Raw genomic sequence first — 26,714 nt, 5'->3', positions numbered from 1 at the left:
ACGGTGTGCTCACAGGTTTTTCCCCTTGGTCGAATCGGCAGGTGCGGCCGGCGCCGCGGCAGGCGCAGCTTCGGCGGGAGCCGCAGCATCGTTGCCCGCGGCAATGTTTCCGGAAGCAACGTTGCCTGCGGGGCCCTCTCCGGGAACCTCCTGGGGCTCACGGTAATTCCCCTGCGAGCGGTTGCCCACCTTGGCCAGCTCGCCGTTGCGGATATACCAGATCACGCCGCGGTCATCGACCATGCGGGTGATGCGGATGCCCACTGACTGCACGGTGCCGATGGTGTCGCCCACTTCAATCACATCGCCGATGCCGTACTGGTCCTCGATGGTAATGAAGAATCCGGCCAGGGCATCGCGGATCAGCTCGCGGGCACCAAAACCGAGGGTGATGCCGACAATTCCGACGCTGGCAATCAAGGGGGCAACGTCGATGCCGACGGCCTTGAGCACCATGATGATCACGGTGGTCCAAATGAACAGGCTCACGGCGCTGCGCAGCAGTGCGCCGATGGTGTCTGCACGCTGGGCGCGGCGTTTCCTGTCCAGGGTGCGCATGACGGGCTGGGCCCATTTCAGCTTCGATGAGCTGAAGAGCGCATACCCCTTCTGTGCGCGCTGGACCACGCGGTTGATCAGGAACCGTGCTGCCGTCCAGAGCAGCAGGCCGGTCAGGATAATGAACCCTGCCTGGATCAGCCCGGACCAGTCAAAGTCCTCAATGGGGACGGATGGGGTGTCGATTTCTGCGGCGGTCAGCAACGGACGGGTACCGTCCCTTTCGTGTGATGGAGCTTCTCTGCCGTGTTGGCAACCAAGCTGCGGGCACAAACAAGGCTACCGGGATAGGCTCCCAACATGCGCATCCTTATTCTTGGTGGAACCCGATTCCTGTCCCGTGAAGTTGCCCGGCAGGCCGTTGCCCGCGGTCATGATGTGACCTGTCTGGCCCGGGGAGAATCCGGGCCGCCCGTCACCGGTGCGGACTTTGTTCGAGCGGATCGGGACGCAGGCGCGTCCGCCTACGAGGAGCTCGACGGCGTTTGGGACGCAGTGATCGACGTCGCCCGCAAGCCGCAGCAGGTTCAGGAAGCCCTGGCCGCACTGTCAGGACGCAGCAGCCACTGGTCGCTGGTGTCCACCGCCTCGGTGTACGCCTCCAACGACACCCCGGGAGAAGACGAGAATGCCGCACTTGTTCCAGCGTTGAAGCCCGTCGACGGAGTGTTTCCGGACCCCGCCGACAATGAATACGGTGCCGGCAAGGTTGCCTGCGAAGAACTGGTGTGGGACTTGGGTCCGGGGAACGTGCTGGTGACAAGACCCGGTCTGATCGCCGGTCCCGAGGACGAAAGCGACCGGTTTGGCTACTGGCCCGCCCGGGTGGCCCAGGAACGCAGCCCGGTCCTGATCCCCGACATGGCCGAGACCATGACGCAAACCATTGACGTCCGCGACCTGGCGCTGTGGCTGGTGACGGGAGCTGAGGACAACCGGACCGGCACGTACAACACGATGGGGCCCTCCGTTCCCTTCGGAGAGCTTCTGACGCTGTCCACGGCTGCGGCGGGCTACCACGGAAGCTTCCGCACAGCGGATCCGCAGTGGCTGCATGAGCAGGGAGTGGCTTATTGGGCCGGAAACGAGTCCCTGCCGTTGTGGATGCCGGAAGGCTACGAAGGCTTCTCCACCCGCTCGAATGCTGCCGCCGTGGCCGCCGGGCTAGAGCTGCGGCCCGTTGAACACACCGTCCGCGATGTCCTCACCGATGAGGAAGCCAGGGGACTGCACCGGGAGCGCAAATCCGGGCTGTCTGCTGCCCGCGAAACGTCCCTGCTGGCCGCTTTGGATGCATTGGGCTCCACCGGCCTGTAGCAAGGCCGGCAGTAGCAGGCAGGCCGGGAGTAGCAGGCAGTGCAGTTTCAGGCAGTGCGGTTTCAGCCGGCGACGGCGGTCTCGGGCTCGTGCAGCACCGGAAAGTTTACGCTCCGGGCGATGAAACATAGCCGGTTGGCCTCCGCGTGCAGCTCTTGGGCGGCATGAGCCGAGTCGCCCACGGCAACGGTGACCCGGGGACGGAGCACGGCACCGGTGAACTCACCGCTTCCGTCGCGGTTCAGCCGCAGGGTGCCCTCGGCGTCGTCGGTATAGGCCACCACGGTGATCCCGTGCTTCACCGCAACATGCAGGTAGGAAAGCATGTGGCACTGAGAGAGCGCCGTGAGCAGCAGCTGTTCCGGGTTCCACCGGTCCCGGTCGCCGTGGAAGGTGGGATCTGCAGTGCCGGCCAGATCCGGCAGACCGGAGGCGCGGATGATGTGGTCGCGGCCGTAGCCGCGGTAAGTGGAGGTGCCGCTGCCCCGGTTTCCCGTCCACTCAAGGGAGACGGTGTACCGGTGTTCGGAAAGGTTCATGGGTCCTGGCATCCCGTTTCTGGTGTGGCTCGCTGAAATTGACGACAGTTGACGACGGCGGTGTCCCGGGTTTCGCCGGGACACCGCCGTTGTGTTAGCTGGCCTGTCGGGTGTTACTTGTCCGCAGCCTGGGCCTTCAGGGCACGGACCACGCCGTCACGGCTTTCCAGGATGAGCCGGCGCAGCGAGGGAGCTTCGTCGCCCAGAGACTCCAGGAACGCGTCCGTTGCGTCAACAGTGGCCTGAGTCGTCAGCCGGGACGGGTACAGTCCCGTGACGATCTGCTGGGCAATTTCATGGGTCCGGGTATTCCAGACCTCACGAACCGACGAGAAGTACTTCTCCGCGTAGGGTTCCAGCAGCGCTGAGTCGTGCACGCGGCTGAAGCCAACAATCGCCGAACGCTGGGCTGCGTTGGGCATGTCGGTGCGCTCCACAATGGCTTCCCACGCTGCAGCCTTTGCTTCAGCGGTGGGGATTGCGGCACGGGCCATGGCGGCAGCGAGCTGGCCGGTGGCGGTGGCGTCCTTCTCAGCCTCCGCTGCGATGTCCGCTTCGCCCAGGCGGCCGCCGGCCACCAGGCCGGTGAGCAGTTCCCAGCGCAGGTCGGCATCAATCTGCAGGCCCTCCAGCGTCCGGTCCCCGGAAAGCAGTCCGGCCAGCGTGTCCAGGTGCTCATCCGTCACCGCATGTCCGGCAAAGGACTTCACGAACTGCAGCTGGGAATCCGAACCGGGTGCTGCCGCGGCCGCCAGCTCCCACAGGCTGTCCGCCGCGGCGGCCGTCATGGCCTCCCGGTCTGCCGGCGCCACGTAGAAGGCCAGGGTGGTGGCGAGCTGGCGCAGCAGCACCTGGACCACCGAAGAGTCGGACTCGGAGCCGATGTTCTGCAGCACCAGTTCCACGTAGTTGCGGGCCGGGATCTCGCCGTCGCGCGCAGCGTCCCAGGCTGAGGCCCACACCAAAGTGCGGGGCAGCGACTCCGCAATGTCCCGCAGGCGCCGGACGGCGGTGTGCTCGGACTTCGGATCCAGGCGGATCTTCGCGTAGGCCAGGTCGTCGTCGTTCAGCAGCAGAAGGTCCGGACGCTGCCGTCCCACGAGCTCGGCAACGTCGGTGCGTTCGCCGTCGACGTCCAGCTCCACCCGGTGGGTGCGGTGCAGCTTTCCGTCCTCGCCGCTGTCGTAGAAACCAATGGCGAGCCGGTGCGGGCGCAGCGTCGGGTACTCGGCCACGGCGCTCTGGAGAACCGCGAACGAGGTGATCACGCCGTCGTCGTCCACTTCCAGCTCGGGACGCAGGGTGTTGACGCCAGCGGTCTCGAGCCACAGCTCGGACCACTGCTTCAGGTCGCGGCCGCTGGCAGCTTCCAGCTCCGAGAGCAGGTCCTTGAGCTCGGTGTTGCCCCACGCGTGCTTGCCGAAGTACTGGCGGACACCGGCCATGAACTGGTCCTGGCCAACCCAGGCGACCAGCTGCTTGAGCACGGAGGCGCCCTTCGCATAGGTGATGCCGTCGAAGTTCACCTGCACGTCTTCGAGGTCGCGGATTTCGGCAACGATCGGGTGGGTGGTGGGCAGCTGGTCCTGGCGGTAGGCCCAGGCCTTTTCCATGGAGGCGAACGTGGTCCAGGACTGCTTGAACTCAGTGGCGTCGGCGGCAGCGAGGGTGGACATGAATTCAGCAAAGGACTCGTTCAGCCACAGGTCGTTCCACCAGCGCATGGTGACCAGGTCGCCGAACCACATGTGCGCCAGCTCGTGCAGGATGGTGATGGCACGGCGCTCCACCGTGGCATCGGGCACGCGGGAGCGGAAGACATAGCTTTCCAGGAAGGTAACGGCTCCGGCGTTCTCCATGGCTCCTGCGTTGAATTCCGGGACGAACAGCTGGTCATACTTCTCAAACGGGTACGGCGTGCCGAACTGTGCTTCGTAGAACTCGAAGCCCTGCCGGGTCAGCTTGAAAACATTCTCCGCGTCGAGGTGCTGCATGAGGGACTTGCGGGCAAACACACCCAGCGGAATTACCCGGCCGTCGGAGCTCGTGAGTTCACTGCGCACTGACTGGTACGGTCCGGCGATCAGCGCAGTGATGTACGAGGAAATGCGGGGGGTCGGTTCAAAGGACCACGTGGCGTTCTTGCCGCCTTCTTCCAGCGAACCCGCGGGCACCGGTTCCGGGGTGGGGGAGTTGGAGATGACATCCCAGTGCGAGGGCGCCGTGACGGTGAAGCGGAACGTGGCCTTCAGGTCAGGCTGTTCAAAGGCGGTGAACATCCGGCGGGAATCCGGGACCTCAAACTGGGAGTAGAGGTACACCTCGTTGTCCACCGGGTCCACGAAGCGGTGCAGTCCTTCGCCCGTGTTCATGTAGAAGGCGTCGGCTTCCACCACGAGTTCATTGGTGGCGGCAAGGTTCGGCAGTTGGATGCGGACGCCGTCGGACACCTCGGCGGGGTCCAGGTCAACGCCGTTCAGGGTGACACGGCTGACGGTGGCGGTCACCGCATCGATAAACGTAGAGGCGCCCTGCCGCGCGGAGAACCGAACCACGGTGGTGCTGCCGAAGACCTCGTCCCCGCGGGTGAGGTCCAGGTTCACGTCATAGGAATCGACGCTGATCAGTTCTGCTCGTTCACGGGCTTCTGAGCGCGTGAGATTCATACCTGGCAAGGTGTTGCCTTTCCAATATGTGCGAAGTGGAGTCCGCCGTCGCCATAACTCAGCCTGACGGAACTCGGCCTGACGGCTTATAACAATTGCAACATTGTCTCACTGGTTAACGCCCGGGGTGGAAAGGAACCGCGGATTTCCGGCGAAAGAGTGCAGTTTTTCGGGTGCGGGCACACCATGACGCAGACCGCCGAGCATTATTTGTGCCCGGCGATCACGGGCTAGGCTGGAAGGGCAGGATTTCCCCTCACAGAAAACGGATGGAACATGCGCGTCCATATTGCAACCGACCACGCGGGCATGGAACTCAGTGCCCACCTTCTGGCCCACCTACGCGGCAAGGGCTACGAGATGGTAGACCACGGCCCGCAGGTTTACGACGCCGAAGATGATTACCCCGCGTTCTGCATTGCCGCAGCCGAGGCCGTGGTGGTTGACCAGCAGAGCGGTATTGATGCACTGGGAATCGTGCTGGGCGGTTCCGGCAACGGCGAGCAGATTGCAGCCAACAAGGTCCGCGGCGTCCGTGCCGCGCTCGCGTGGAACCTGTCCACGGCCAAGCTTGCCCGCGAACACAATGACGCGAACGTGGTCGCGGTGGGCGGCCGCCAGCACACGGTTGAGGAAGCCACTGAAATCATTGAAGCCTTCCTCGCCGAGCCCTACAGCAACGCCGAGCGGCACAACCGCCGCATCGCGAAGATTGCCGAGTACGAGACCACCGGTACCATCGCGGATTCCTGATGCCTGAGGGGCATTCCATCCACCGGCTGGCCCGGCAGTTCACCTCGGTGTTTGCCGGCCACCGGCTGGAAGTATCCAGCCCGCAGGGACGATTCGCGGCTGGTGCGCAACGGCTGGACGGACATGTTCTGGCGGGCGCTGCGGCGCACGGCAAGCAGCTGTTCCTGGGCTTCGACAATGACCTGTACCTGCGCGTCCACCTTGGGCTGTACGGCGCGTTCGACTTTGGCGGCGACTCCAGCTTCCTCGGCGCCTCCAGTATTGGGGCCCCGCGGAAAGTGGGGGAGCGGGAGATCGCGTCCGACGACGATGGCGGCAGCTATGCGGGTCCGCCCCCTCCCAAGGGTGCTGTCCGCGTGCGGCTGGTGTCGGAGCACGGCTGGGCCGATCTTCGCGGCCCCACTGCCTGCGAGGTAATCACCGAAGCCGAGCGTGCGGCCGTCGTCGCCCGCTTGGGACCCGACCCGCTCCAGGACGACGCTGACGGTGCGGAGTTTGCCGCGCGGCTGCGGGGGAGGGGTTCTCCGGTGGGCCTGCTGCTGATGAACCAGGAAATCCTTGCCGGGGTAGGCAACGTCTACCGGGCCGAAGTGCTCTTCCGGCAGCGGATCTCGCCCTTCCGGCTGGGCCGGGATGTGGCGGCGGACGAAGCAGCGGACCTGTGGGCCGACATTGTGTCCGTTATGCGCGATGGCGTTGCCGAGGGCAGGATTATCACCACCCTGCCTGCGGATCGGGCCAGCGACGCTCTGCCGGTGCCCCGGGCTGATGCCCACTACGTTTATCAGCGGACCGGATTGCCGTGCCGCCGATGCGGGACGCCTGTTGCCGGTACGGAGATGGGCGCCCGAAAGCTCTATTGGTGCCTGAGCTGTCAGGAACGCTGAAGCTAAACTCCTCCCGTTCTCCGTTTTTATCCTGTGCGTAGAGACCGTTTTCATCCCACGGAAGGGGCGGTTGGATCGGTAGTTGTTCCCGGTGGGAGTTTTGGTGGGACCCCTACGGCATCAGCCCGCTACCCGGGCCCGTCCTGCCGCTAGCCCGCCAGGGCCTCAAGGAACGCCGCTGTCACCGCCACTGCGTCAGCGGAGCTGCCGGGCAGGAAGACGGCGACGGCGAGATCGCCCTGGATGGCCGCCACCCAGGCGTGGTCGGGCTTCTCACCGCCGGTCCCCGCGGTGCCTGCCGCCGCCATGACAGGTTTGCCGGAGACGTATCCCAGGACCTCCAACTCCTCCGAGGCACGTACGCCGGCCACATTGGCACGCAGAATCGACTGCAGCTGTTCCGCCTCGTCGGCGAACAGGGCCGGGGCGCCGGCGGATGAGGGGGGCTCAGCCTCTCCGTCCCCGGAGTCCTGCCGGGCCCCGGGGTTAAGGACCAGCACGGGAGAGACCCTTTCGCCCCTGCCCACAGAGGCCGCCACGGCTGCCACGGCGAAGGGTGAAGCGAGTACCGTTCCCGGAACGTCCGCGGCCACTGTCTGCTCGGCTCCGCCGTAGAACGCCGGCGTTCCCAGACCCTCGGCTGTGCCCAGCCCCAGGCTCTGAGACGCTGCCGCCAGGTCCGCGTCAGCGGGAATGTCAGGTTCTTCGGTTCCTCCCGGTGCGCCGGCACGGAGCCGGGCCAGCTCGGTAACCGGGAGGAACGAACGGCCCAGGGAGTATTCGCCCAGCAAGGCAGTCTGGGTCCCCTTGCCTCCGGATGAATTGGCGACGGCCAGGACATTGCCGGTGGAGGGCTGGATTGCCACCAGCGAGCCACCGGGTGTGTCGGCAAGGAGGGCATCTGCCTGGGACTGGATCCCCAGGTCAAGGGTGGTTTCCAGGGCCACGCCGGGTTCCGCCGGTGCTTCAAAAAGAGGCGGGGAAAGAGTGTTGTCCGCGTTCAGGACACGAACCGTCACCGCGTCTGAGCCCCTGAGCTGGGAATCGTATTCACGCTGGAGCCCGGAGAGCCCGGTGAGGTCCCCCGGAGCCAGCAGGCCGTCAGCGGCCATTTCATCTGTTGCGGGCCCCACCGTCCCCAACAGGTCTGCCGCAAAGCCGGGGCTGGGACCCAGTACCCGCCTTTCCGGAAGGGCATCGGCGCCGGGAATGGTTGCGATCTCGGAATCGAAGGACGGCGACACCTTGTCCTGGCGCACGGTAGTGACTTCAACGAAATCATCGGGCCCGGCGGCCTGGACTTTTGCCGTGAGTGCGTCCGCATCCAGATCGAGGAAGAGAGATAGGTAATAGACCGAAGCGGCGTACTCATTTTCGCCCAGCACTGACTTGTCCAGGACCACCTGCCAAACAGGCCAGTGGCGCACCAGCACGGACCCGCCGGCGCCCAGAATGTCCGCCCGCGTGGGCGGGGATGCCTTGCGCACCAGCCTTTGCCACGGAAGAAGGTCCGGATGCACCGTGGTGGAACGGAAACGGGTCTGCCAGCCGGTGTCACTTCCGCGCTCCAGCGTCACAGTGGTCTGGTAGGTGTAGTCCTCCGTTGACGCGTTGACGTCCCACACGTAGTTCAAGGTGGCAACGGCCTCGTTGGCTGAGACTTCGTCGATTTTTGACACTGTGACGGAAGGTTTAATCTTCATGCCGGAGACCACGTACTCAAGCATGCCGTTCACGGCCTCGACGGTTGAACCGGCGAACTCGTTTCCGGTGACGTCCACGCGGGAGATCCCGTCCGCCAGCGAGGCGACGGCTTCTTCCGGTCCGGGGCGCTCTTCATCGGAACATCCGGCCAGCGGAAGGCCCAGGAACGAGAAAACAAGGATGGCGGCTGTCAGGCGGTTCTTCCCCATGCCGGAAGGATAGTTGCGCGCAGGGAAAAAGGAACGGGGAAAGCTCCGAATTGCTCTTGCGGGGACCTTATCAGCCGTTTCCGGACAAGCCGTCCATGAACGCCCGCCTGCCCGTGGTTCGTGAAGGCAAACAAAAAAGGGCCCCGCACAATAGTGCAGGACCCTTTCGAAGCCGGCAGCTGCCGGTTATATTTACTGAGGGGATGACGGGAATCGAACCCGCGTAATCAGTTTGGAAGACTGAGGCTCTACCATTGAGCTACATCCCCGGCGCCCTAAGGCAGGTTTTACCTTAGCACGGGAATTCCGCTGTTCGGTAATCCCGCCGAAGAACAGGCCTGCTGCAAGGCCGGGCTCACTCCAATTGTGCACAGGGCGGTTTCTGCCGGTAGGCTGTCAGGTGCACTGACGGGGTGTAGCTCAGCTTGGAAGAGCGCCTGCTTTGGGAGCAGGAAGTCGCAGGTTCAAATCCTGTCACCCCGACTCTGTAGTACACATGGTGCAGACCCAATCCCCAGAAACCTCAGGAGAACTACGCTGTGAAGAGCGCTGTAGAAAACCTCACACCCACGCGGGTAAAGCTCGTCGTCGAAGTTCCGTTTGAGGAACTGAAGCCGAGCATCGACGAGGCCTACAAGACCATCGCCACCCAGGTGCAGGTGCCTGGCTTCCGCAAGGGCAAGGTCCCCAACAGGCTCATCGACCAGCGCGTTGGCCGCGGCTACGTCCTGGAAACAGCCATCAATGATGGTCTGAACGGTTTCTACCAGGGTGCCGTGCAGGAAACGGGCATCCGTCCGCTGAGCCGCCCCGAGGTTGAGATCAGCGAAGTTCCGGATCCCGCCACCGACGAAGGCCAGCTGGTCTTCAACGTTGAGCTGGACATCCGCCCCGAAATCGAGCTCCCGGATTACGCCGGCCTCGAGGTTACGGTTGAGCCTGCTGAAGCCTCCGACGATGACGTCACCAAGGCGCTGGATGAACTGCGCGGCCGCTTCGGCACGCTGAAGTCCGTGGACCGTCCCGCTGCCGAAGGCGACTTCCTCACCATGGATCTCGTAGCCAAGGTCGACGGCGAAGAGGTCGACTCCGCTGCGGACCTGTCCTACCAGGTTGGCGCCGGCACCATGCTCGAGGGCATGGATGAAGCAGTCGCCGGTCTGTCCGCTGACGAGTCCGCCACCTTTGAAACCAAGCTGGCCGGCGGCGAGCACGCCGGCGAAGACGCCACCATCACGGTGACGGTCAAGGCAGTCAAGGAGCGCGAGCTCCCCGAGGCCGACGACGACTTTGCCCAGCTGGCCAGCGAATTCGACACCATCGAAGAGCTGCGCGAAGACCTGACCAAGCGTGCTGCAGAGTCCAAGCTCATGGAGCAGGGCGTTGAAGCCCGCGACAAGGTTCTGGAGAAGCTGCTGGAAATGATCGAGGTTCCGGTTCCGGAATCCGTCATCGAAGATCAGCTGGAACAGCACTTCAACTCTGAGAGCGCCCAGTCCCAGGGCGAGGATCACGACACCGAAGAGCACCGCGCAGAAGTTCGCGAGAACACGGCCGCCGCCTTCAAGAACGAGATCATCCTTGACGCCGTTGCCGACAAGGAAGAGGTGGGCGTCAGCCAGAACGAGCTGATTGACTACATCGTTTCCGCAGCAGGCCAGTACGGCATGGATCCGAACCAGTTCGCACAGCTGATCGACCAGAGCGGCCAGGTTCCCATGATGGTTGGCGAAGTCCGCCGTCGTAAGGCGCTGGCCAAGGTTCTCGAGCTGGCCAAGGTCACCGACACCGCCGGCAATGAGATCGACCTGACCGAGTTCGTTCGCCCCGCAGGCGAAGAAGCACCGGTTGCAGAAGCCGAAGCCGAAGCTCCCGAGGCCGAGGTTGCCGAAGAGTCCAAGAGCGACGACAAGGCATAGCCTGCCCAACAGCAGCGCATGACCTCCGGTCATTGCAATGCGCCGTCCGCCCGGAAGGGCAGGCGGCGCATTTGCGTTTAAGCGCCCCCGGCCGCCCGCGGTGCTGTGATCCGCCCCGCCCCGAGCTGTGACCGGCATCGTGCGCCGTCAGCGAACAGCCCGCGAAACGCAAGCAGATCACACGCGCAACAGGTTAGGGTCCTAGGAGAGATAAACGGCGGGACCAGCTGACGCGGTTAGCGGTTCTGTACCCCGCCAGAGCGAGAGGTCACTCAGTATGGCAATTGCACCCAACACACCCACAATGGCAACGGTGGACCCGGCCAGCCGGGACGACTACATCTACAATCGTCTGCTGCGTGAGCGGATCATCTGGTTGGGCTCGGAAGTCCGCGATGACAACGCCAACGCCATCTGCTCCCAGCTTCTGCTTCTCTCCGCTGAGGATCCCGAAAAGGACATCTTCCTCTACATCAACTCTCCCGGCGGGTCAGTGACGGCCGGCATGGCCATCTACGACACCATGCAGTTCATCCCCAATGACGTAGTCACCGTGGCAACCGGCCTGGCAGCGTCCATGGGACAGTTCCTGCTGTCCTCCGGCACCAAGGGCAAGCGCTACGCCACCCCCCACGCCCGCATCCTCATGCACCAGCCCTCCGGCGGCATCGGCGGCACCGCTTCCGACATCCGGATTCAGGCTGAACTGATCCTCCACATGAAGCAGGTCATGGCGGAACTGACCGCCGAACAGACCGGCCAGACCGTGGAGACCATCCTGAAGGACAATGACCGTGACAAGTGGTTCACGGCCCAGGAAGCACTGGAATACGGGTTCTTTGACAAGATCTCCGCACATGCGGGCGGCGTCACCGGCGGCGGCGGAACGGATCAGGACAAGGGCGCGGCTCCGGCCGAGGACTAACCCTTCCTCTCTTCCAGCGCACTTTTCTTAGACTTCAGGAGCAAAGCAATGAACATGAATTTCGGAACCGCAGGCGGATCGGCGCCGCAGATGCCGTCCAGCCGCTACGTACTGCCGCAGTTCGAAGAGCGCACGCCGTACGGCTTCAAGCGCCAGGACCCCTACACCAAGCTGTTCGAGGACCGCATCATCTTCCTGGGCGTCCAGGTCGACGACGCATCTGCTGACGACGTCATGGCCCAGCTGCTGGTCCTTGAGTCCAATGACCCGGACCGCGACATCACCCTGTACATCAACTCTCCGGGCGGTTCGTTCACGGCCATGACGGCCATTTACGACACCATGCAGTACATCCGCCCTGAAATCCAGACGGTTTGCCTGGGCCAGGCGGCCAGCGCCGCAGCTGTCCTTCTGGCAGCTGGCACGCCGGGCAAGCGCCTCGCTCTGCCCAACGCCCGCGTGCTCATCCACCAGCCGGCACTGGGCGGAGGCGAGCGTGGACAGGCTTCGGACCTGGAAATCCAGGCAGCTGAAGTCATGCGCATGCGGACATGGCTGGAAGACACCCTGGCGCTTCACTCCAACCACACGTCGGAGGAAGTCAACCGTGACATCGAGCGTGACAAGATTCTCACGGCCGCCGGCGCCCTCGAATACGGACTGATTGACCAGGTGCTTGACTCCCGCAAGATCAAGACTCCGGCCATCAACCGGATGTAAGCCTCAGGAAGGCCCGCGGCGCGAAATATCGCACCGCGGGTCTTTCGGTTGCTGTATCACTGAACCAAGTGTCCTAGAGTGGAACATGCTGACCGGCTTCGCTGTCCCCCTCGGGACGACTGCCGGCACTGAATTAACGATGGACCATCTAAGGGGACTGAACTATGGCTCGCATTGGTGAGAGCACGGATCTGCTCAAGTGCTCTTTCTGTGGAAAGAGCCAGAAACAGGTCCGCAAGCTTATTGCCGGTCCCGGAGTCTACATCTGCGACGAGTGCATTGATCTCTGCAACGAGATCATCGAAGAAGAGCTCTCCGAGGTAGCTGACCTCGGCTCCTTCGAACTGCCCAAGCCGCGGGAGATCTTCGATTCACTGCAGGAGTACGTGATTGGCCAGGAACCGGCCAAGCGTTCCCTCGCCGTCGCCGTTTACAACCATTACAAGCGCATCCAGTCCGGCCACGCACCGCGCAACACAGGCAATCTGTCTGACGCCGTGGTCTCCGATGACGTGGAAATCGGCAAGTCCAACATCCTGCTGATCGGTCCCACCGGCTGCGGCAAGACTTATCTGGCACAGACCCTGGCACGCCGTCTGAACGTACCTTTCGCCGTCGCCGACGCCACCGCACTGACCGAAGCCGGCTACGTGGGGGAGGACGTCGAGAACATCCTGCTCAAGCTCATCCAAGCCGCAGACTATGACGTCAAGAAGGCCGAGCAGGGCATCATCTACATTGACGAGATCGACAAGATCTCGCGCAAAAGCGAAAACCCCTCGATTACGCGCGATGTATCCGGCGAGGGCGTGCAGCAGGCCCTGCTGAAAATTCTGGAAGGCACGGTTGCCTCGGTTCCCCCGCAGGGAGGACGCAAGCATCCGCATCAGGAGTTCATCCAGATCGACACCACCAATGTCCTCTTCATTGTTGCCGGCGCCTTTGCCGGGTTGGAGGAGATCATCGGGTCACGGTCCGGCCGCAAGGGAATCGGCTTTGGTGCACCGCTGAATGAGAACGCCAAGGAAGCCGACTCGTACGCCGACGTCATGCCCGAGGATTTGCTGAAGTTCGGCCTGATCCCGGAGTTCATCGGCCGGCTCCCGGTGATCACCACGGTCTCGAACCTGGACCGGGAGGCACTGATCCGGATCCTCACCGAGCCGAAGAACGCGCTCATCAAGCAGTTCCAGAAAATGTTCCAGCTTGACGGCGTTGAGCTCACCTTCGAACCTGCCGCCCTGGACGCCGTTGCGGACGCAGCGCTGTCCCGCGGCACCGGTGCGCGCGGGCTGCGCGCCATCCTGGAAGAAGTCCTGTTGCCGGTCATGTTTGACCTGCCCAGCCGCGACGACGTCGCCACAGTGGTCATCACCGAAGAAGTGGTGACGCAAAAGGCCGAACCCACACTGATTTCGCAGGCAGTTGCCACCAAACGCCGGAACAAATCAGCCTGACCGCGGGTTTGCACGACTAACCAATGCTGTTCCCAGCAACCCGCGATTTTCGCCGCGGGTCCGCAATGCCCTGAAGGAGAATTTCGTGAGCCTGCCCGATTCTGCAGCAAAAGCCGATTTTTGGTTCGACCCGATCTGTCCGTTCGCGTGGGTCACGTCCCGCTGGATGGGTGAAGTGGAGCAGGTCCGCGACGTCAGCACCGACTGGCACGTGATGAGCCTGTCCCTCCTGAATGAAGGACGGGACCTGCCCGAGGACTACATGGAGCGCATGAAGGCGGCCATCAAGCCGGTACGCGTCATCATTGCCGCCTCCGAGCTCCACGGCGACAAGTACATCAAGCCGCTCTACGACGCCATGGGCACCCGGATCCACATCGGCGGCAATGATGATCTCGACGCAGTCATCCGCGAGTCCCTCGACGAGGTTGGCCTCCCGGCCGATCTGGCGCGGTTTGCCGACAGCGATGAGTACGACACCCAGCTTCGTGCCTCGCACCAGGAAGGCATCTCCAAGGTGGGCGACGACGTCGGAACCCCCATTGTTGCTTTCAACGGCACCGCCTTCTTCGGGCCGGTCCTGACGCGCATACCGCGCGGCGAGGAAGCGGGCCGGATGTTCGACGGCGCCGTAATGCTGGCTGAAAACCCCGCCTTCTTTGAACTCAAGCGCAGCCGCACCGAAAGCCCGCAGTTCGACTAACTGCTTTTGCTTCCAGCAAACAGAACGCCCGGCCGGAGATTTCCGGCCGGGCGTTCTGTTTTATTCTGTGCTGTGTCTGTTATTCGGCCGCTGGAGCCGGTTCCACCGGCGCCAGCTCGACGCCGGATACGGCGAGTTCACCTTCGCCCGTGGCCAGCGAGAGCTCGCGGACATTGCCCGCTGCCTTCAGATCGGCGAGGCCGGCCTGCAGCTGCGCCACCTGCGCCTCGGACGCCGTCACCGTGGCTGTGAGGACCTCGGTACGCTGCTTGACCTTCGCCTCGGACTTGGCCTTGCGGATGCCGCCCAGGGCGGTGGCAACGGTAGCCAGGATGCCGGCGTCGGCCGTTGCCACTGCGGAGGACAGCGCGTCAACGTTCGGCCACGGGGCGCGGTGCACCGAGCCGTGACGCCACCAGCCCCAAACCTCTTCGGTGGCGAAGGGCAGGAACGGGGCGAACAGGCGCAGCAGCGCATCCAGCGTGGTGGCCAGGGTAGCCAACACCGAAGCCTGCTCTGCTGCGCCGGCGGCACCGTAGGCGCGGTCCTTGATCAGCTCCACATAGTCATCCGTAAAGGACCAGAAGAAGGACTCGGTCAGCTGCAGTGCCTTGGCATAGTCGTAGCGCTCAAACGCCGCGGTGGAAGCATTGACCACCTCGGCCAGCTGCTTCAACAGGGCGGAGTCCAGGGCGTTGGTGATCACCGAGGTGTCCGCCGTGACGACGTTTGCCTCGGTGGCACCCAGGTTCAGGACGAACTTCGAGGCGTTGAGCAGCTTGATGGCCAGGCGGCGGCCAATCTTCATCTGCGCAATCTCGTAGGCCGTGTCCGCGCCCAGCTTGGCGGAGGCCGCCCAGTAGCGCACGGCGTCGGATCCGTAGTCGTTGAGCACGTCGGTGGGAACCACCACGTTGCCCTTGGACTTGGACATCTTCTTGCGGTCCGGGTCCAGGATCCAGCCGGAGATGGCGGCGTGCTTCCACGGTGCGGCGTGGTTCAGGGCATCGGCGCGCACCACGGAGGAGAACAGCCAGGTGCGGATGATGTCGTGGCCCTGCGGACGCAGGTCAAACGGGAAGACCTTGCTGAACAGGTCCTCGTCCCGGCTCCAGCCGCCCACAATCTGCGGGGTCAGGGAGGACGTAGCCCAGGTGTCCAGGACATCGGCGTCGCCCACGAAACCGCCCGGCTGATTGCGCTGGGATTCCTCGTAGCCCGGAGCCGGTTCGGCGGCCGGGTCCACGGGCAGCTGCTCCGAGGACGGCAGCACGGGGTTGTCGTAGTCCGGGTTGCCGGAGGCATCCAGGGGATACCAGACCGGAACCGGAACGCCGAAGAAGCGCTGGCGTGAGACCAGCCAGTCACCGTTCAGGCCTTCGATCCAGTTTTCATAGCGTGAGCGCATGAAGGACGGGTGGAAGTCGATTTCCCTGCCGCGGGCAATGAGGGACGCGCGGCGGTCCTCGTCGCGGCCGCCGTTGCGGATGTACCACTGGCGGCTGGTGACAACCTCAAGGGGCTTGTCGCCCTTTTCAAAGAAGTTGACCGGGTGGGTGATCTTCTTCGGTTCGCCTTCGAGGTCGCCGCTTTCGCGCAGCATTTCCACGACGGCTTCCTTGGCGCTGAAGACAGTCTTGGCGGCGACGGCGGCGTAGTTTTCCTTCGCCTTGTCCGTGGTGATCCAGTCCGGGGTATCAGCAAGCAGACGGCCGTCCCGGCCGACGACGGCGCGGGTGGGAAGGTTCAGCTCGCGCCACCAGGTGACGTCCGTCTGGTCGCCGAAGGTGCAGATCATGGCGATGCCCGAACCCTTGTCAGGCTTGGCCAGCGGATGTGCCCGGACCTCAACTTCGACGTCGAACAGCGGGGAGGTGACCTTGGTGCCGAACAAGCGCTGGTAGCGCTCGTCGTCGGGGTGGGCCACCAGCGCCACACAGGCCGGAAGCAGCTCGGGGCGGGTGGTCTCGATGAAAACCTTTTCGCCGTCGGGCGCATGGAAGCTGATGCGGTGGTAGGCGCCGGCCTGTTCGCGGTCCTCCACCTCGGCCTGGGCCACAGCGGTGCGGAAGGTGACGTCCCACAGGGTGGGGGCCTCGGACATGTAGGCGTCTCCGGCCTTGAGGTTCTCCAGGAAGGCGCGCTGGCTGACGGCGCGGGAGTTGTCATCGATGGTGCGGTAAGTGCGGGTCCAGTCAACGGACAGGCCCAGGGTGGAGAAGAGGTCCTCGAAGACCTTCTCGTCCTCGACCGCCAGCTCTTCGCACAGCTCGATGAAGTTCCGGCGGGAGATGACATCGAAATCGCGCTGGTTCTTCGGCGCGGTTGCCGGCGGCCGGTAATCGGGATCGTACGGCTTTGTAGGATCGCAGCGGACACCGTAGTAGTTCTGCACCCGGCGTTCGGTGGGCAGGCCGTTGTCATCCCAGCCCATGGGGTAGAAGACGTTTTTGCCGGTCATGCGCTGGTAACGCGCCATGACGTCGGTCTGCGTGTAGGAGAACATGTGCCCCACGTGCAGCGAGCCGGAGGCCGTGGGCGGGGGAGTGTCGATCGAGTAGACGTCCTCGCGGACCGTGTCTTCGTTGAACGCGTACGTACCCTCATCACGCCAGCGGCGGCTCAGTGTTGCTTCCAGCCCCTCAAGGGCGGGCTTGTCGGGGACGGATACGGTCTTGGGTTCATTGTCGGGCGTGTCTGTGCCCGGAAAGTTTTCAGCCATACTGCCATTCTTTCATGCGGGCAGCGCGGCACGGGGACTGTTGCGGCTGCCTGCCGGCGCCGCCGGTCGGAAGCCCTGTTCGGAGCCGGGCCTGCGGCCGTAGCATCCGGGGTATGGCAACGCTTCAGGAGAAGCCGGCGTCGATCCGCATCCGCCGCATCTATGAAACGCCCGACGGCGGCTACCGGGTCCTGGTGGACAGGCTCTGGCCGCGCGGGGTTTCGAAGGCCCGGGCGGAACTGGATGAGTGGCTCAAGGACCTGGCCCCCAGCAATGACCTGCGCAAGTGGTTCGGGCACCGGGAAGACCGCTGGACCGGATTCCAGGAACGGTACCGGGAGGAGCTTGCCGCGAACCCGGAGGTTCCGGACTTCTCCCGGGACTGCGCTTCCCGGCCGGACACCGTGCTGCTCTACGGGGCGCGCTCGGAGACGGAGAACGAGGCCGTGGTGCTCCGCGAATACCTGCTCGGCCTGACCGGCCCGGCCGGGCCATGACATTCAAGTCTTCGCGGCCTGGTGCGGCAAGATAGCAGCATGCGTCTTGATGATCTGTTGACCAGCCTCAGGGCACTTCCGGAATCGGAGCCGCGGGAAGAATATCTGCGGTTCGTGACCACGGCCGGGGATGCTGCCCTGCGCCGGGACGGGGGTCCGGAACATGTGACGGGCTCGTGTTTTGTGTTTTCGCCGAACTTCGATCGTGTTCTGCTGTGTTTCCACCGCAAGGGGCAGTTCTGGGTGCAGTTCGGCGGGCACCTTGAGCCGCAGGACGCAACAGTGGCGAAAGCCGCCCAACGGGAGGCCCGGGAGGAATCCGGAATCAGTGACCTGAACCTGCTGAGCTCCGCCATCATGGACCTTGACCGGCATGATCTGCACGGGGGCTTCTCCTGCTCAGCGCACTGGGATGTGGGATACGCCGCGGTTGTTAGCCCCGACGTCGTCATTTCGGTCAGCGATGAAAGCGAAGACGTCCGCTGGTTCCCGGTTTCCGCATTGCCGGCTCACGTACCTGCTGGTTTCGATGCCCGTTTGGAACACGTCCGGCGCACGGCCATGTCACTGCCCCACCTGGACACCTCAACACCGCAACACTGAAACACCGCAACACAGAAGCCGGCCCGGGAGGGGAAGTCGCTAGGGTGGTGCCATGACACCCAAGCGCGCAGTAGTTACCGGAGCAAGTTCAGGCATTGGAGCGGCGGCTGTACGGGCCCTGCGAAACTCGGGCTGGGACGTGGTGGCCGTCGCCCGCCGCGGAGACAGGCTTCAGGCGCTCGCCGCCGAGACCGGTGCACAGGCAATCACGGCCGACGTGACCAACGGTGAATCCGTGGCCCGGATGGCCGAAGAGGTGCTGGCGACCGGGGGAGTGGACGCCGTGATCAACAATGCCGGCGGAGCCTGGGGAGTGGACTCCGTGGCAACCGGAAAGCTTGGCGACTGGGAAGCCATGTACAACGTCAACGTGCTCGGGGCGCTTCGCGTCACCCAGGCCTTCCTGCCCGCGCTGCGTGCTTCCGGTCAAGGCTCTGTCCTGATGCTGACCTCCACCGCGGCGCTCGCCTCCTATGAAGGCGGCGGCGGATACTGCGCTGCCAAGTCCGCTGAGCAGGCGCTCGCCGAAACATTGCGTCTGGAAGAAGCAGAGAACAACGTCCGCGTCATCGAGATCCTGCCGGGAATGGTCAAGACCGAGGAGTTCTCCCTGAACCGGCTCGGCGACAAGGAGGCAGCGGAGAAGGTCTACGCGGGAGTGGAGAAACCCCTCACCGCAGAGGACGTCGCCGACGTCATGGCATACTCCCTGAACCTGCCGCACCACATCAATTTGGACAAGGTGGTGCTGCGCCCCGTCGCCCAGGCCGCCAACCACAAGGTCATCCGCCGTCAGCCGGCCCAGGCCTAACGTCCACAGCCCCAACTTCGACAACCCCGGGGGTGTGGCCTAAACTGGCGGAAGCAGCTTTGACCCGGCCATCACCGGTGAGCTTCCGGAAGAACGGCGCCGTACCCCTTTCCAGATACTTTGGAATGATCGTGTGCCCAGTAGAACCGGACGGGTAAGCCCGTCACAGCAGTCAACGAGCGGCAGCCCGAATCGGCGGCGCGGTGCACTGAAGATTAACAGCACAGCGCGGACGATGACGGCGGCAAGCGAGGTGGTACCGCGGGTTCCGCCGGCTTTGAGCCGGCAAAAACTCCGCCCTCGCATCCTGTTTTTTACAGCCAGATTTACTTGCCGCTATCAGGATGACGAATATGCCCTCTATCTATCCCAAGGCCACTACGGCCGCCGCCCCGGCAGAGAACGCCGCCCCGTCTTCCCCCAAGTTTCCGGAACTTGAAGAACTGGTTCTGAAGTACTGGGACGAGGACGGCACCTTCCAGGCCTCCATTGACGCCCGGTCCGCCGGCAAGGACGGCTCCAACGAGTTTGTCTTCTATGACGGCCCGCCCTTCGCCAACGGCCTGCCGCACTACGGCCACCTGCTCACCGGTTACGTCAAGGACCTGGTGGCCCGCTACCAGACCCAGCGCGGCCGCCGCGTGGAACGCCGTTTCGGCTGGGACACCCACGGCCTGCCCGCCGAGCTTGAAGCCATGAAGCAGCTGGGCATGTCCGACAAGGTCCAGATCGAAAAGATGGGCATCGACAAGTTCAACGACGCCTGCCGTGCCTCCGTGATGGAGTACGCCGGTGAGTGGAAGGACTACGTCACCCGCCAGGCCCGCTGGGTGGACTTCGAGAACGACTACAAGACGCTCAACGTCGAGTACATGGAGTCGGTCATCTGGGCCTTCAAGACCCTCCACGAGAAGGGCCTGACCTACAGCGGTTTCCGGGTGCTCCCGTACTGCTGGAAGGACGAGACCCCGTTGTCCAACCATGAGCTGCGCATGGATGACGACGTCTACAAGGACCGGCAGGACCAGACCGTCACGGTCACCTTCCCCATCACTGCCGGCGACAACGCACTCTCCGCGGAGCTCGACGGCGTCCTCGCCATCGCCTGGACCACCACGCCGTGGACGCTGCCCACCAACATGGCCCTCGCCGTCGGGCCCTCGGTCCGTTACGCCGTTGTGCCCGCCGGACCCAACGGCACGCCGCAGGACAACCCGGAGGCCCGCTACCTGCTGGCCGAAGACCTCGTGGGTGCGTACGCCAAGGACCTGGGGTACGACGACGCCGACGCCGCCCGCGCGGCCGTCACCTCCGTGCACCTGGGCAGCGAGCTGGCCGGACTGGCCTACGAACCGCTGTGGAACTACTACACGGACACCGAGAAGTGGGGCACGCAGAACGCCTGGCGGATTGTCGTGGCCGACTACGTCACCACCACCGACGGCACCGGCATTGTGCACCAGGCTCCGGCCTACGGTGAAGATGACCAGAAGATCTGCGAAGCCAACGGCATCCCTGTGATCCTGTCCGTGGACGAGGGCGGCAAGTTCCTGCCCATGTTCGCCGACGGCCCGCTGTCCGACATTGCCGGACTGCAGGTTTTTGATGCCAACAAGCTCATCACCCGCGTGCTGCGCGCCGACGGACGCCTGCTGCGCCAGGCCAGCTACGAGCACAGCTACCCGCACTGCTGGCGCTGCCGGAACCCGCTGATCTACAAGGCTGTTTCCTCCTGGTTCGTGGAGGTCACCAAGATCAAGGACCGCATGGTCGAACTGAACCAGCAGATCAACTGGATCCCGGAAAACGTCAAGGACGGCCAGTTCGGCAAGTGGCTGGAGAACGCCCGCGACTGGTCCATCAGCCGCAACCGCTATTGGGGCAGCCCCATCCCGGTCTGGGTTTCCGATGATCCCAACTACCCGCGCACCGACGTCTATGGTTCGCTGGAAGAGCTCAAGGCCGATTTTGGCCGGCTGCCGCTGAACCATGCCGGCGAGCCGGACCTGCACCGCCCCTTCATCGACGAACTGACGCGCCCGAACCCGGACGATCCGCGGACCCCCGAAGAGGGCCAGTCCACCATGCGCCGTGTCGAAGACGTCCTGGACGTCTGGTTCGACTCCGGCTCCATGCCGTACGCCCAGGTGCACTACCCGCACGAGAACGCCGACTGGTTTGAGCACCACAACCCGGGCGACTTCATCGTGGAATACATCGGCCAGACCCGCGGCTGGTTCTACACGCTGCACGTCCTGGCTACCGCCCTCTTTGACCGCCCGGCCTTCCGCAACGTCATCAGCCACGGCATCGTGCTGGGCTCCGACGGGCAGAAGATGTCCAAGTCCCTGCGCAACTACCCGGACGTTTCCGAGGTCCTGGACCGCGACGGCTCCGACGCCATGCGCTGGTTCCTCATGGCCTCGCCCATCCTGCGCGGCGGAAACCTGATCGTCACCGAACAGGGCATCCGCGAAGGCGTCCGCCAGGTCATCCTGCCGCTGTGGAACGTGTGGCACTTCTTCACGCTCTATACCAACGCCGCGAACAACGGCAACGGCTACGAGGCGAAGACGCGCTACGAGTCCACCGAACCGCTGGACAACTACATGCTGGCCGCCACCGGTGACCTGGTGCGGACCATGACCTCCGAGCTGGACAGCTACGACGTGTCCGAGGCCTGCGAAACGCTGCGCCAGTACATGGACACGCTGACCAACTGGTACATCCGCCGCAGCCGCACCCGGTTCTTCGATGAAGACACCCAGGCGTTTGACGTGCTGTACACCTGCCTGGAAACGGTCTGCCGGGTGGCCGCTCCGCTGCTGCCGCTGGTCTCCGAGGAGATCTGGCGCGGACTCACCGGCGGGCGCTCCGTGCACCTGACCGACTGGCCCGACGCTGAGCTGTTCCCGCAGGATCCCGCCCTGGTGGACCGGATGGACCGTACCCGCCGGATCGCCTCGGTGGGCTCATCCCTGCGTAAGGCCGCCAACCTTCGGGTGCGGCTGCCGCTGTCCGAACTGACCGTCGTCGCGCCCGATGCCGAGTCGCTGCAGGGCCAGTTCGCGGCGATCATCGCCGATGAACTGAACCTGAAGTCCGTCCGGCTGATGGAAGCCGCTGCCGCTGATCCGGCTGAGTTCGGCATCACGCAGAAGCTCGTGGTCAACGCCCGCGCCGCAGGTCCCCGACTGGGCAAGAACGTCCAGACCGCAATCAAGGCCTCCAAGTCAGGGGACTGGTCGGTGGACGACGCCGGCACGGTCACCGCGGGCGGCCTGGAACTGCAGCCGCAGGAATACACACTGGAAACAGTGGTGGAAACCGCCGACGGCGAATCCTCCAAGGCTGTCTCCGTGCTGCCCGGCGGCGGCTTCCTGGTGCTGAACACCGAGGTCACGACGGCGCTGGCCGCCGAGGGCACCGCCCGCGACGGCATCCGTGCCATCCAGCAGGCCCGCCGTGACGCGGACCTGCACATCAGCGACCACATTCGCACCGAGGTGAAAACCTCACCGACCGCCGCTGCGGCCCTTGAGGCCAACGCGGAGTTGATCAAGTCAGAAACCCTGACCGACCAGCTGATGGTCACCGCCGTCGATCTTGCCGACGACGCCGAAGAATTCACCGTCACAGTGGAGAAGATCTAATGAGCATGTCCGACGGGCCCTCCGGGGCAATCGACGGTTTTTCCGTCGAAAGCGTTTACGCCGAGCTGCTGAGCCGCGCCCCCGAGAACAAGATGGAGCCGCGCATGGCGCCGCTGTTCCGTGCGATGGAGGTGCTGGGGGAGCCGAACAAGGCGTTCCCGATCATCCACATCACCGGAACCAACGGCAAGACCTCCACCGCGCGGATGATCGAGGCCGGGCTGCGGGCCTACGGGCTGCGCACCGGCCGGTACACCAGCCCGCACCTGAGCAAGGTCACCGAGCGGATCAGCATTGACGGCGAACCTGTCTCCGACGAGACGTTTGTCCGGATCTGGGACGAAATCCACCCCTACCTGGACATTGTCGACGGCGAACTCGAGGCCGCCGGGGAACCGCGCCTGACCTACTTTGAAGCTGTCACCATCCTCGCGTTCGCGGTCTTCGCCGACGAACCCGTGGACGTGGCGGTCATTGAAGTGGGCCTGGGCGGCATCACCGACGCCACCAACGTGGGCGACGGCTCCGTTGCCGTCGTCACGCCCATCTCCCTGGACCACACCGAACTGCTGGGCGACGACGTCGCTGACATTGCGATGGAAAAGGCCGGCATCATCAAGGAGGGCGGCTTCCTGATCAGTGCCGCCCAGCCGATGGAAGCTGCACAGGTCCTGCTGGAAAAGGCCCGCGAAGTGGGCGTCCCGTACCGCTTCGAGGGCGTCGAATTCGGTGTCGAGTCCCGTGTGATGGCGGTCGGCGGGCAGATGCTCACCATCGCCGGACTTGCCGGGCGCTACGAGGAACTGCTCCTGCCGCTGCACGGTAAGCACCAGGCGGAAAACGCCGCCGTCGCCGTGGCTGCGCTGGAGGCCTTCATTGGCGGCGGAACCAAGGAACTGGATGTGGAACTGCTCCGCACCGGGTTCTCCACCGTCTCCTCTCCCGGCCGCCTCGAAGTGGTGCGCACCGCGCCCACCATCGTGGTGGACGCCGCGCACAACCCCGCCGGTGCCAAGGCATCGGCCGAAGCGGTACTGGAAGCTTTCAGCTTCACCTCACTGGTGCTGGTGGTCGGCATCCTTGCCGAAAAGGATTCCGTGGGAATCCTTACGGAACTGAGGGAGACCCTGGGCGACCAAATCGCCGGCGTCTGCCTTACGCAGTCCAGCTCGCCGCGCGCCCTTTCAGCTGAAGACCTGGTCCAGGACGCCGTCGACGCCGGCTTTGCCGACGAAGACCTGCAGGTGGAACCCGGCTTGGACAATGCCATTGAATGGGCGGTGGCCAAGGCCGAGGAAAACAATGACCTGGCCGGCGGCGTGCTCATTATCGGCTCCATTACCCTGGTGGCCGAAGCGCGCACCCTTCTCGGAAAGTAATCACCATGGCAAAACTCACCAAGGCGCAGCGCGAGTGGCGCCCGGGAATGCCCAAGAAACGGCGTTCCATCCGCATCATGTTCGCCTCGACCGTCCTGGTTCTGGAAGCGTTCCTGGTGCTCTTTGCGACGCTCGCCGTGTTCGGCCTGCAGCGCGACGTCCTGTCTCCCGCCATCATCCTCACCGGCGGATTGGTGCTCTTTGCGGCATTGATTGGTACCTGCGCAATTCTGTCCAAGCCGGCTGGTCCGGTCATTGGCTGGATCCTGCAGCTGGTCATCATCGCCACCGGTTTCCTGGAACCGATGATGTTCCTGATTGGAGCGATCTTTGCCGCGACCTGGTGGTACGGACTGAAGACCGGCATGCGCCTGGACCGGGAGAACCGGCAGCGGGACCGCGAGCAGGAGGAATGGGAAAAGGCCCATCCCGAAGGCCTGGAGGACACGGGCGCTGCCGGCACAGCCGTCACCGACTAGGCTTAGACTCGAAAACCGCTACTTCGCAAGGAGATTTACCGTGAGCACCGAACGCACACTTGTACTGATCAAACCCGACGGCGTGAAGCGGAATCTCTCCGGCGCAATCCTGGCCCGCGTGGAAGCCAAGGGCTACACCCTGGCTGAACTGAAGAAGGTGAACGCCACCCGCGAGGTGCTCGAAGAGCACTACGCCGAGCACGAAGGCAAGCCGTTCTACGAACCGCTGGTCGAGTTCATGCTCAGCGGCCCCATTGTGGCGGCCATCTTCGAAGGCGAACGCGTCATCGAGGGCTTCCGCTCCCTGGCGGGCACCACCGATCCGACGACGGCGGCTCCGGGCACCATCCGCGGCGACTTTGGCCGCGACTGGGGCACAGCAGTTCAGCAGAACCTGGTCCACGGTTCGGATTCCCCCGAGTCCGCAGAACGCGAAATCGGCATCTGGTTCGGCAAATAACCCGCTCAAGAAGCGTAAAGCCGCGAGGGCCTGACCACGGAACGGATCCGTGGCCAGGCCCTCGCCGCTTTACGGGGGACGGGCACTCCAGCGGAGGACAGGGACGGCCGGCCGGCTAGAGCCCCAGAACCGAGGACGCGATCAGGAAATAGATGATCAAGCCCGTTGCATCCACAAAGGTCGAAATAAAAGGATTCGAAAACACTGCCGGATCCACCTTGAGCGCTTTGCCCAGCAGCGGCATCAGCCCTCCAACGCCGGCAGCCATGGTGCAGACCCCCAGCAGCGTCAGGCCAATCACCAGGCCCAGCGGCACGGTGAACAGGATGGAGGCAAGCACGAAGCCCAGCCCGCCCAGCAAGATACCCAGCCAGGCACCCACCCGCAGCTCCCGGGCCAGGACCTTGAAGACGTCCCTCGGCCGGACGTCACCCAGCGCCAGGGCGCGGGTAATGGTGGTCGCTGCCTGGTTTCCGGTGTTTCCGCCAGTGCCTATCAGCAGGGGGATGAAGAGGGACAGCACCACCTGCTCGGCCAGAGCGCCCATGACCTGGACCGTCAATGTTGCACCCAATGCCAGCACCAGCAGCCAGACCACGCGCGCACGCACGATACTGCGCACCGGGGTCGCGAGGTAGGGCCGGCGCAGCGGTTCGGCGCCGCCGGCCCGGGCCGCATCCTCGCTTTCAGCGTCCTCCAGAATGCCCAGGGCGTCGTCCACGGTCAGAATTCCCACAAGCCGGGTTTCGGCGTCGACAATCGGGAGCACCAGGACTTTCGCGTCGGCGCAGTACCTGGCCGCTTCCTCTGCATCCAGGGTGGCGGGGGCGGACAGCGGGTCCTTCATCAGGCTCGCCACAGGGTCTGATTCCGCGGCGCGCAACACATCCCGCAGGGAGACCACACCCACCAGGCGACGGCCCTCGTCGACAACCGGAATCGTGTAGATGCTTTCGGCATCATCCAGTTGGGCCCGGACGCGGGCCATTGTCTGGGCGGCGGTGAACCAGGGGCGGGCCGTGACAAACTGCGGGCTCATATAGCGACCCACTGCACCCTGCGGGTAGCCGAGCACGGTGTTCGTGAGTGCACGGTCCTTGTCGCTGAGTCCCAGCAGCAGGCGCTTCGCCACTGACGCGGGCAGCTCATCGAGCAGCGCCACCCGGTCATCGGGGCTCAGCCCGGCAAAGACCTCGGCCACCTGCGCGTCCTGCAGCCCCGCCACGAGGTCCGCCTGGAGCAGGGCATCGAGTCTCTCGAAGACCTCCAGGGCCCGCCCCTTGGGCAGTGTGCGGAAGGCAAGCGCCCGGTCAATGCTGTTCAGCCGTTCGAGCTGCTCCATGGTCTCTGCCACGCTCAGCCGGTCCAAGGCGCGGGCAACATCGGGCAGGCTGTTTTTGTCCAGGGCGTCGGCCAGCAGTTCGGCGCGTGCATCAAAAGTCAGGGTGGGGGACTTAATCATGGTCCGGGTTCCTCCGGTGGGGCACACCTAAAGGCAGCGGCATTACCGCGGCGGGTGCGGGAAAATGAGCGGGGATGCGAAATACCGCTGCCGCACAAGCTCACGCCCCAAAGAGCAGGTCGAGGTGCTTAGGGGACCCGGATTGGAAGGCGAGGCTCGCGCGGCGCGGTGGATCGACTATGTCCGTCGTCCATGCGTGCGGTTCACCTCCTGTCCTTCTAACCCTTCATGGCCGGGTGGACGCGCCAAAGCAGCACATCAAACCCGGGTTGTGCTCCGATCCTACTCCAG

At 64.3% G+C, this 26,714-nt stretch carries 21 protein-coding genes and 2 tRNA genes; 16 read left to right on the top strand and 7 right to left on the bottom strand.

The features are described 5' to 3' along the window. Positions 1-9 precede the first annotated feature (9 nt). Positions 10-762: a mechanosensitive ion channel family protein gene (locus CXQ89_RS11635; protein WP_258060058.1), complete on the bottom strand. Its 753-nt coding sequence runs from the start codon at positions 760-762 to the stop codon at positions 10-12. A 96-nt stretch (positions 763-858) separates the two neighbouring features. Here CXQ89_RS11635 and CXQ89_RS11630 point away from each other — a divergent pair, with 96 nt between their 5' ends. Beyond that, the gene (locus tag CXQ89_RS11630; protein ID WP_104161316.1) at positions 859-1,875 is read left to right on the top strand and encodes an NAD-dependent epimerase/dehydratase family protein; all 1,017 of its coding nucleotides are present in this window, start codon (positions 859-861) and stop codon (positions 1,873-1,875) included. Positions 1,876-1,937: 62 nt separating this feature from the next. On the opposite strand, the gene CXQ89_RS11625 is transcribed toward CXQ89_RS11630, so the two are convergent. Then, complete coding sequence (locus tag CXQ89_RS11625) at positions 1,938-2,414, bottom strand: OsmC family protein (RefSeq protein WP_104161315.1); 477 nt, start codon at positions 2,412-2,414, stop codon at positions 1,938-1,940. Positions 2,415-2,527: 113 nt separating this feature from the next. Continuing rightward, complete coding sequence (pepN, locus tag CXQ89_RS11620; protein WP_104161314.1) at positions 2,528-5,080, bottom strand: aminopeptidase N; 2,553 nt, start codon at positions 5,078-5,080, stop codon at positions 2,528-2,530. A 276-nt stretch (positions 5,081-5,356) separates the two neighbouring features. Here pepN and CXQ89_RS11615 point away from each other — a divergent pair, with 276 nt between their 5' ends. Both CXQ89_RS11615 and CXQ89_RS11610 read left to right on the top strand, forming a co-directional pair. Next, positions 5,357-5,833, top strand: coding sequence for a ribose-5-phosphate isomerase (locus tag CXQ89_RS11615; RefSeq protein ID WP_104053900.1), 477 nt, complete (start codon positions 5,357-5,359; stop codon positions 5,831-5,833). Further along, entirely contained in the window at positions 5,833-6,720 is an 888-nt protein-coding gene (locus CXQ89_RS11610; protein WP_104161313.1) for an Fpg/Nei family DNA glycosylase, read from the top strand. Before CXQ89_RS11615 ends, CXQ89_RS11610 begins: the two co-directional genes overlap by 1 nt. Positions 6,721-6,869: 149 nt before the next feature. On the opposite strand, the gene CXQ89_RS11605 is transcribed toward CXQ89_RS11610, so the two are convergent. Together CXQ89_RS11605 and CXQ89_RS11600 are read right to left on the bottom strand one after the other, a co-directional pair. Continuing rightward, positions 6,870-8,633: an NTF2-like N-terminal transpeptidase domain-containing protein gene (locus CXQ89_RS11605; protein ID WP_104161312.1), complete on the bottom strand. Its 1,764-nt coding sequence runs from the start codon at positions 8,631-8,633 to the stop codon at positions 6,870-6,872. Positions 8,634-8,831: 198 nt separating this feature from the next. Next, positions 8,832-8,902, bottom strand: a tRNA-Gly gene (locus CXQ89_RS11600). 140 nt (positions 8,903-9,042) lie between these two features. Between CXQ89_RS11600 and CXQ89_RS11595 the strand changes: the two genes are divergently transcribed. The 6 genes from CXQ89_RS11595 (at position 9,043) to CXQ89_RS11570 (ending at position 14,357) form a co-directional block, all read left to right on the top strand. Then, a tRNA-Pro gene (locus tag CXQ89_RS11595) sits at positions 9,043-9,116 on the top strand. Positions 9,117-9,172: 56 nt separating this feature from the next. Continuing rightward, positions 9,173-10,552: a trigger factor gene (gene tig / locus CXQ89_RS11590; protein ID WP_104161311.1), complete on the top strand. Its 1,380-nt coding sequence runs from the start codon at positions 9,173-9,175 to the stop codon at positions 10,550-10,552. A 304-nt stretch (positions 10,553-10,856) separates the two neighbouring features. Then, positions 10,857-11,477, top strand: a complete 621-nt coding sequence (locus CXQ89_RS11585) for an ATP-dependent Clp protease proteolytic subunit (RefSeq protein WP_104054784.1) — start codon at positions 10,857-10,859, stop codon at positions 11,475-11,477. 48 nt (positions 11,478-11,525) lie between these two features. Then, positions 11,526-12,197, top strand: coding sequence for an ATP-dependent Clp protease proteolytic subunit (locus CXQ89_RS11580; protein WP_104053904.1), 672 nt, complete (start codon positions 11,526-11,528; stop codon positions 12,195-12,197). A gap of 164 nt (positions 12,198-12,361) precedes the next feature. After that, positions 12,362-13,654, top strand: coding sequence for an ATP-dependent Clp protease ATP-binding subunit ClpX (clpX, locus tag CXQ89_RS11575; protein ID WP_104053905.1), 1,293 nt, complete (start codon positions 12,362-12,364; stop codon positions 13,652-13,654). Between the two features lie 85 nt (positions 13,655-13,739). Then, positions 13,740-14,357 (top strand): DsbA family protein, encoded by a 618-nt coding sequence (locus tag CXQ89_RS11570; protein ID WP_374952980.1) that lies wholly within the window; start codon positions 13,740-13,742, stop codon positions 14,355-14,357. Between the two features lie 79 nt (positions 14,358-14,436). Here the strand turns inward: CXQ89_RS11570 and valS are convergent, their stop codons facing one another. Next, positions 14,437-17,079: a valine--tRNA ligase gene (gene valS, locus CXQ89_RS11565; protein ID WP_104161310.1), complete on the bottom strand. Its 2,643-nt coding sequence runs from the start codon at positions 17,077-17,079 to the stop codon at positions 14,437-14,439. Between the two features lie 113 nt (positions 17,080-17,192). Here valS and CXQ89_RS11560 point away from each other — a divergent pair, with 113 nt between their 5' ends. The 7 genes from CXQ89_RS11560 to ndk all read left to right on the top strand — a co-directional run bounded on the left by CXQ89_RS11560 (position 17,193) and on the right by ndk (position 24,961). Then, the gene (locus tag CXQ89_RS11560) at positions 17,193-17,576 is read left to right on the top strand and encodes a DUF488 domain-containing protein (RefSeq protein ID WP_104161309.1); all 384 of its coding nucleotides are present in this window, start codon (positions 17,193-17,195) and stop codon (positions 17,574-17,576) included. A 39-nt stretch (positions 17,577-17,615) separates the two neighbouring features. Next, positions 17,616-18,179: an NUDIX hydrolase gene (locus CXQ89_RS11555; RefSeq protein WP_104161308.1), complete on the top strand. Its 564-nt coding sequence runs from the start codon at positions 17,616-17,618 to the stop codon at positions 18,177-18,179. Between the two features lie 52 nt (positions 18,180-18,231). Continuing rightward, complete coding sequence (locus CXQ89_RS11550) at positions 18,232-18,990, top strand: SDR family oxidoreductase (protein ID WP_104161307.1); 759 nt, start codon at positions 18,232-18,234, stop codon at positions 18,988-18,990. A gap of 344 nt (positions 18,991-19,334) precedes the next feature. Continuing rightward, positions 19,335-22,643, top strand: coding sequence for an isoleucine--tRNA ligase (gene ileS / locus CXQ89_RS11545; RefSeq protein WP_104161306.1), 3,309 nt, complete (start codon positions 19,335-19,337; stop codon positions 22,641-22,643). Then, on the top strand, positions 22,643-24,022 hold the full coding sequence (locus tag CXQ89_RS11540; RefSeq protein WP_258060055.1) for a folylpolyglutamate synthase/dihydrofolate synthase family protein: 1,380 nt from the start codon (positions 22,643-22,645) through the stop codon (positions 24,020-24,022). Before ileS ends, CXQ89_RS11540 begins: the two co-directional genes overlap by 1 nt. 5 nt (positions 24,023-24,027) lie before the next feature. Then, positions 24,028-24,501 (top strand): DUF4233 domain-containing protein, encoded by a 474-nt coding sequence (locus CXQ89_RS11535; RefSeq protein ID WP_104161305.1) that lies wholly within the window; start codon positions 24,028-24,030, stop codon positions 24,499-24,501. A gap of 40 nt (positions 24,502-24,541) precedes the next feature. Further along, complete coding sequence (ndk, locus tag CXQ89_RS11530) at positions 24,542-24,961, top strand: nucleoside-diphosphate kinase (protein WP_104053912.1); 420 nt, start codon at positions 24,542-24,544, stop codon at positions 24,959-24,961. A gap of 115 nt (positions 24,962-25,076) precedes the next feature. Here ndk and mgtE read toward each other — a convergent pair whose 3' ends face one another. Then, positions 25,077-26,423, bottom strand: coding sequence for a magnesium transporter (gene mgtE, locus CXQ89_RS11525; RefSeq protein WP_104161304.1), 1,347 nt, complete (start codon positions 26,421-26,423; stop codon positions 25,077-25,079). Positions 26,424-26,714: the final 291 nt, after the last annotated feature.

It is taken from the genome of Arthrobacter sp. ZGTC212, assembly GCF_002929255.1.
GTDB classification, from domain to species: Bacteria; Actinomycetota; Actinomycetes; order Actinomycetales; family Micrococcaceae; genus Arthrobacter_B; species Arthrobacter_B sunyaminii.
The sequence above is the reverse complement of the archived record's forward strand: the minus strand, read 5'-3'. Positions and strand labels throughout refer to the sequence as shown.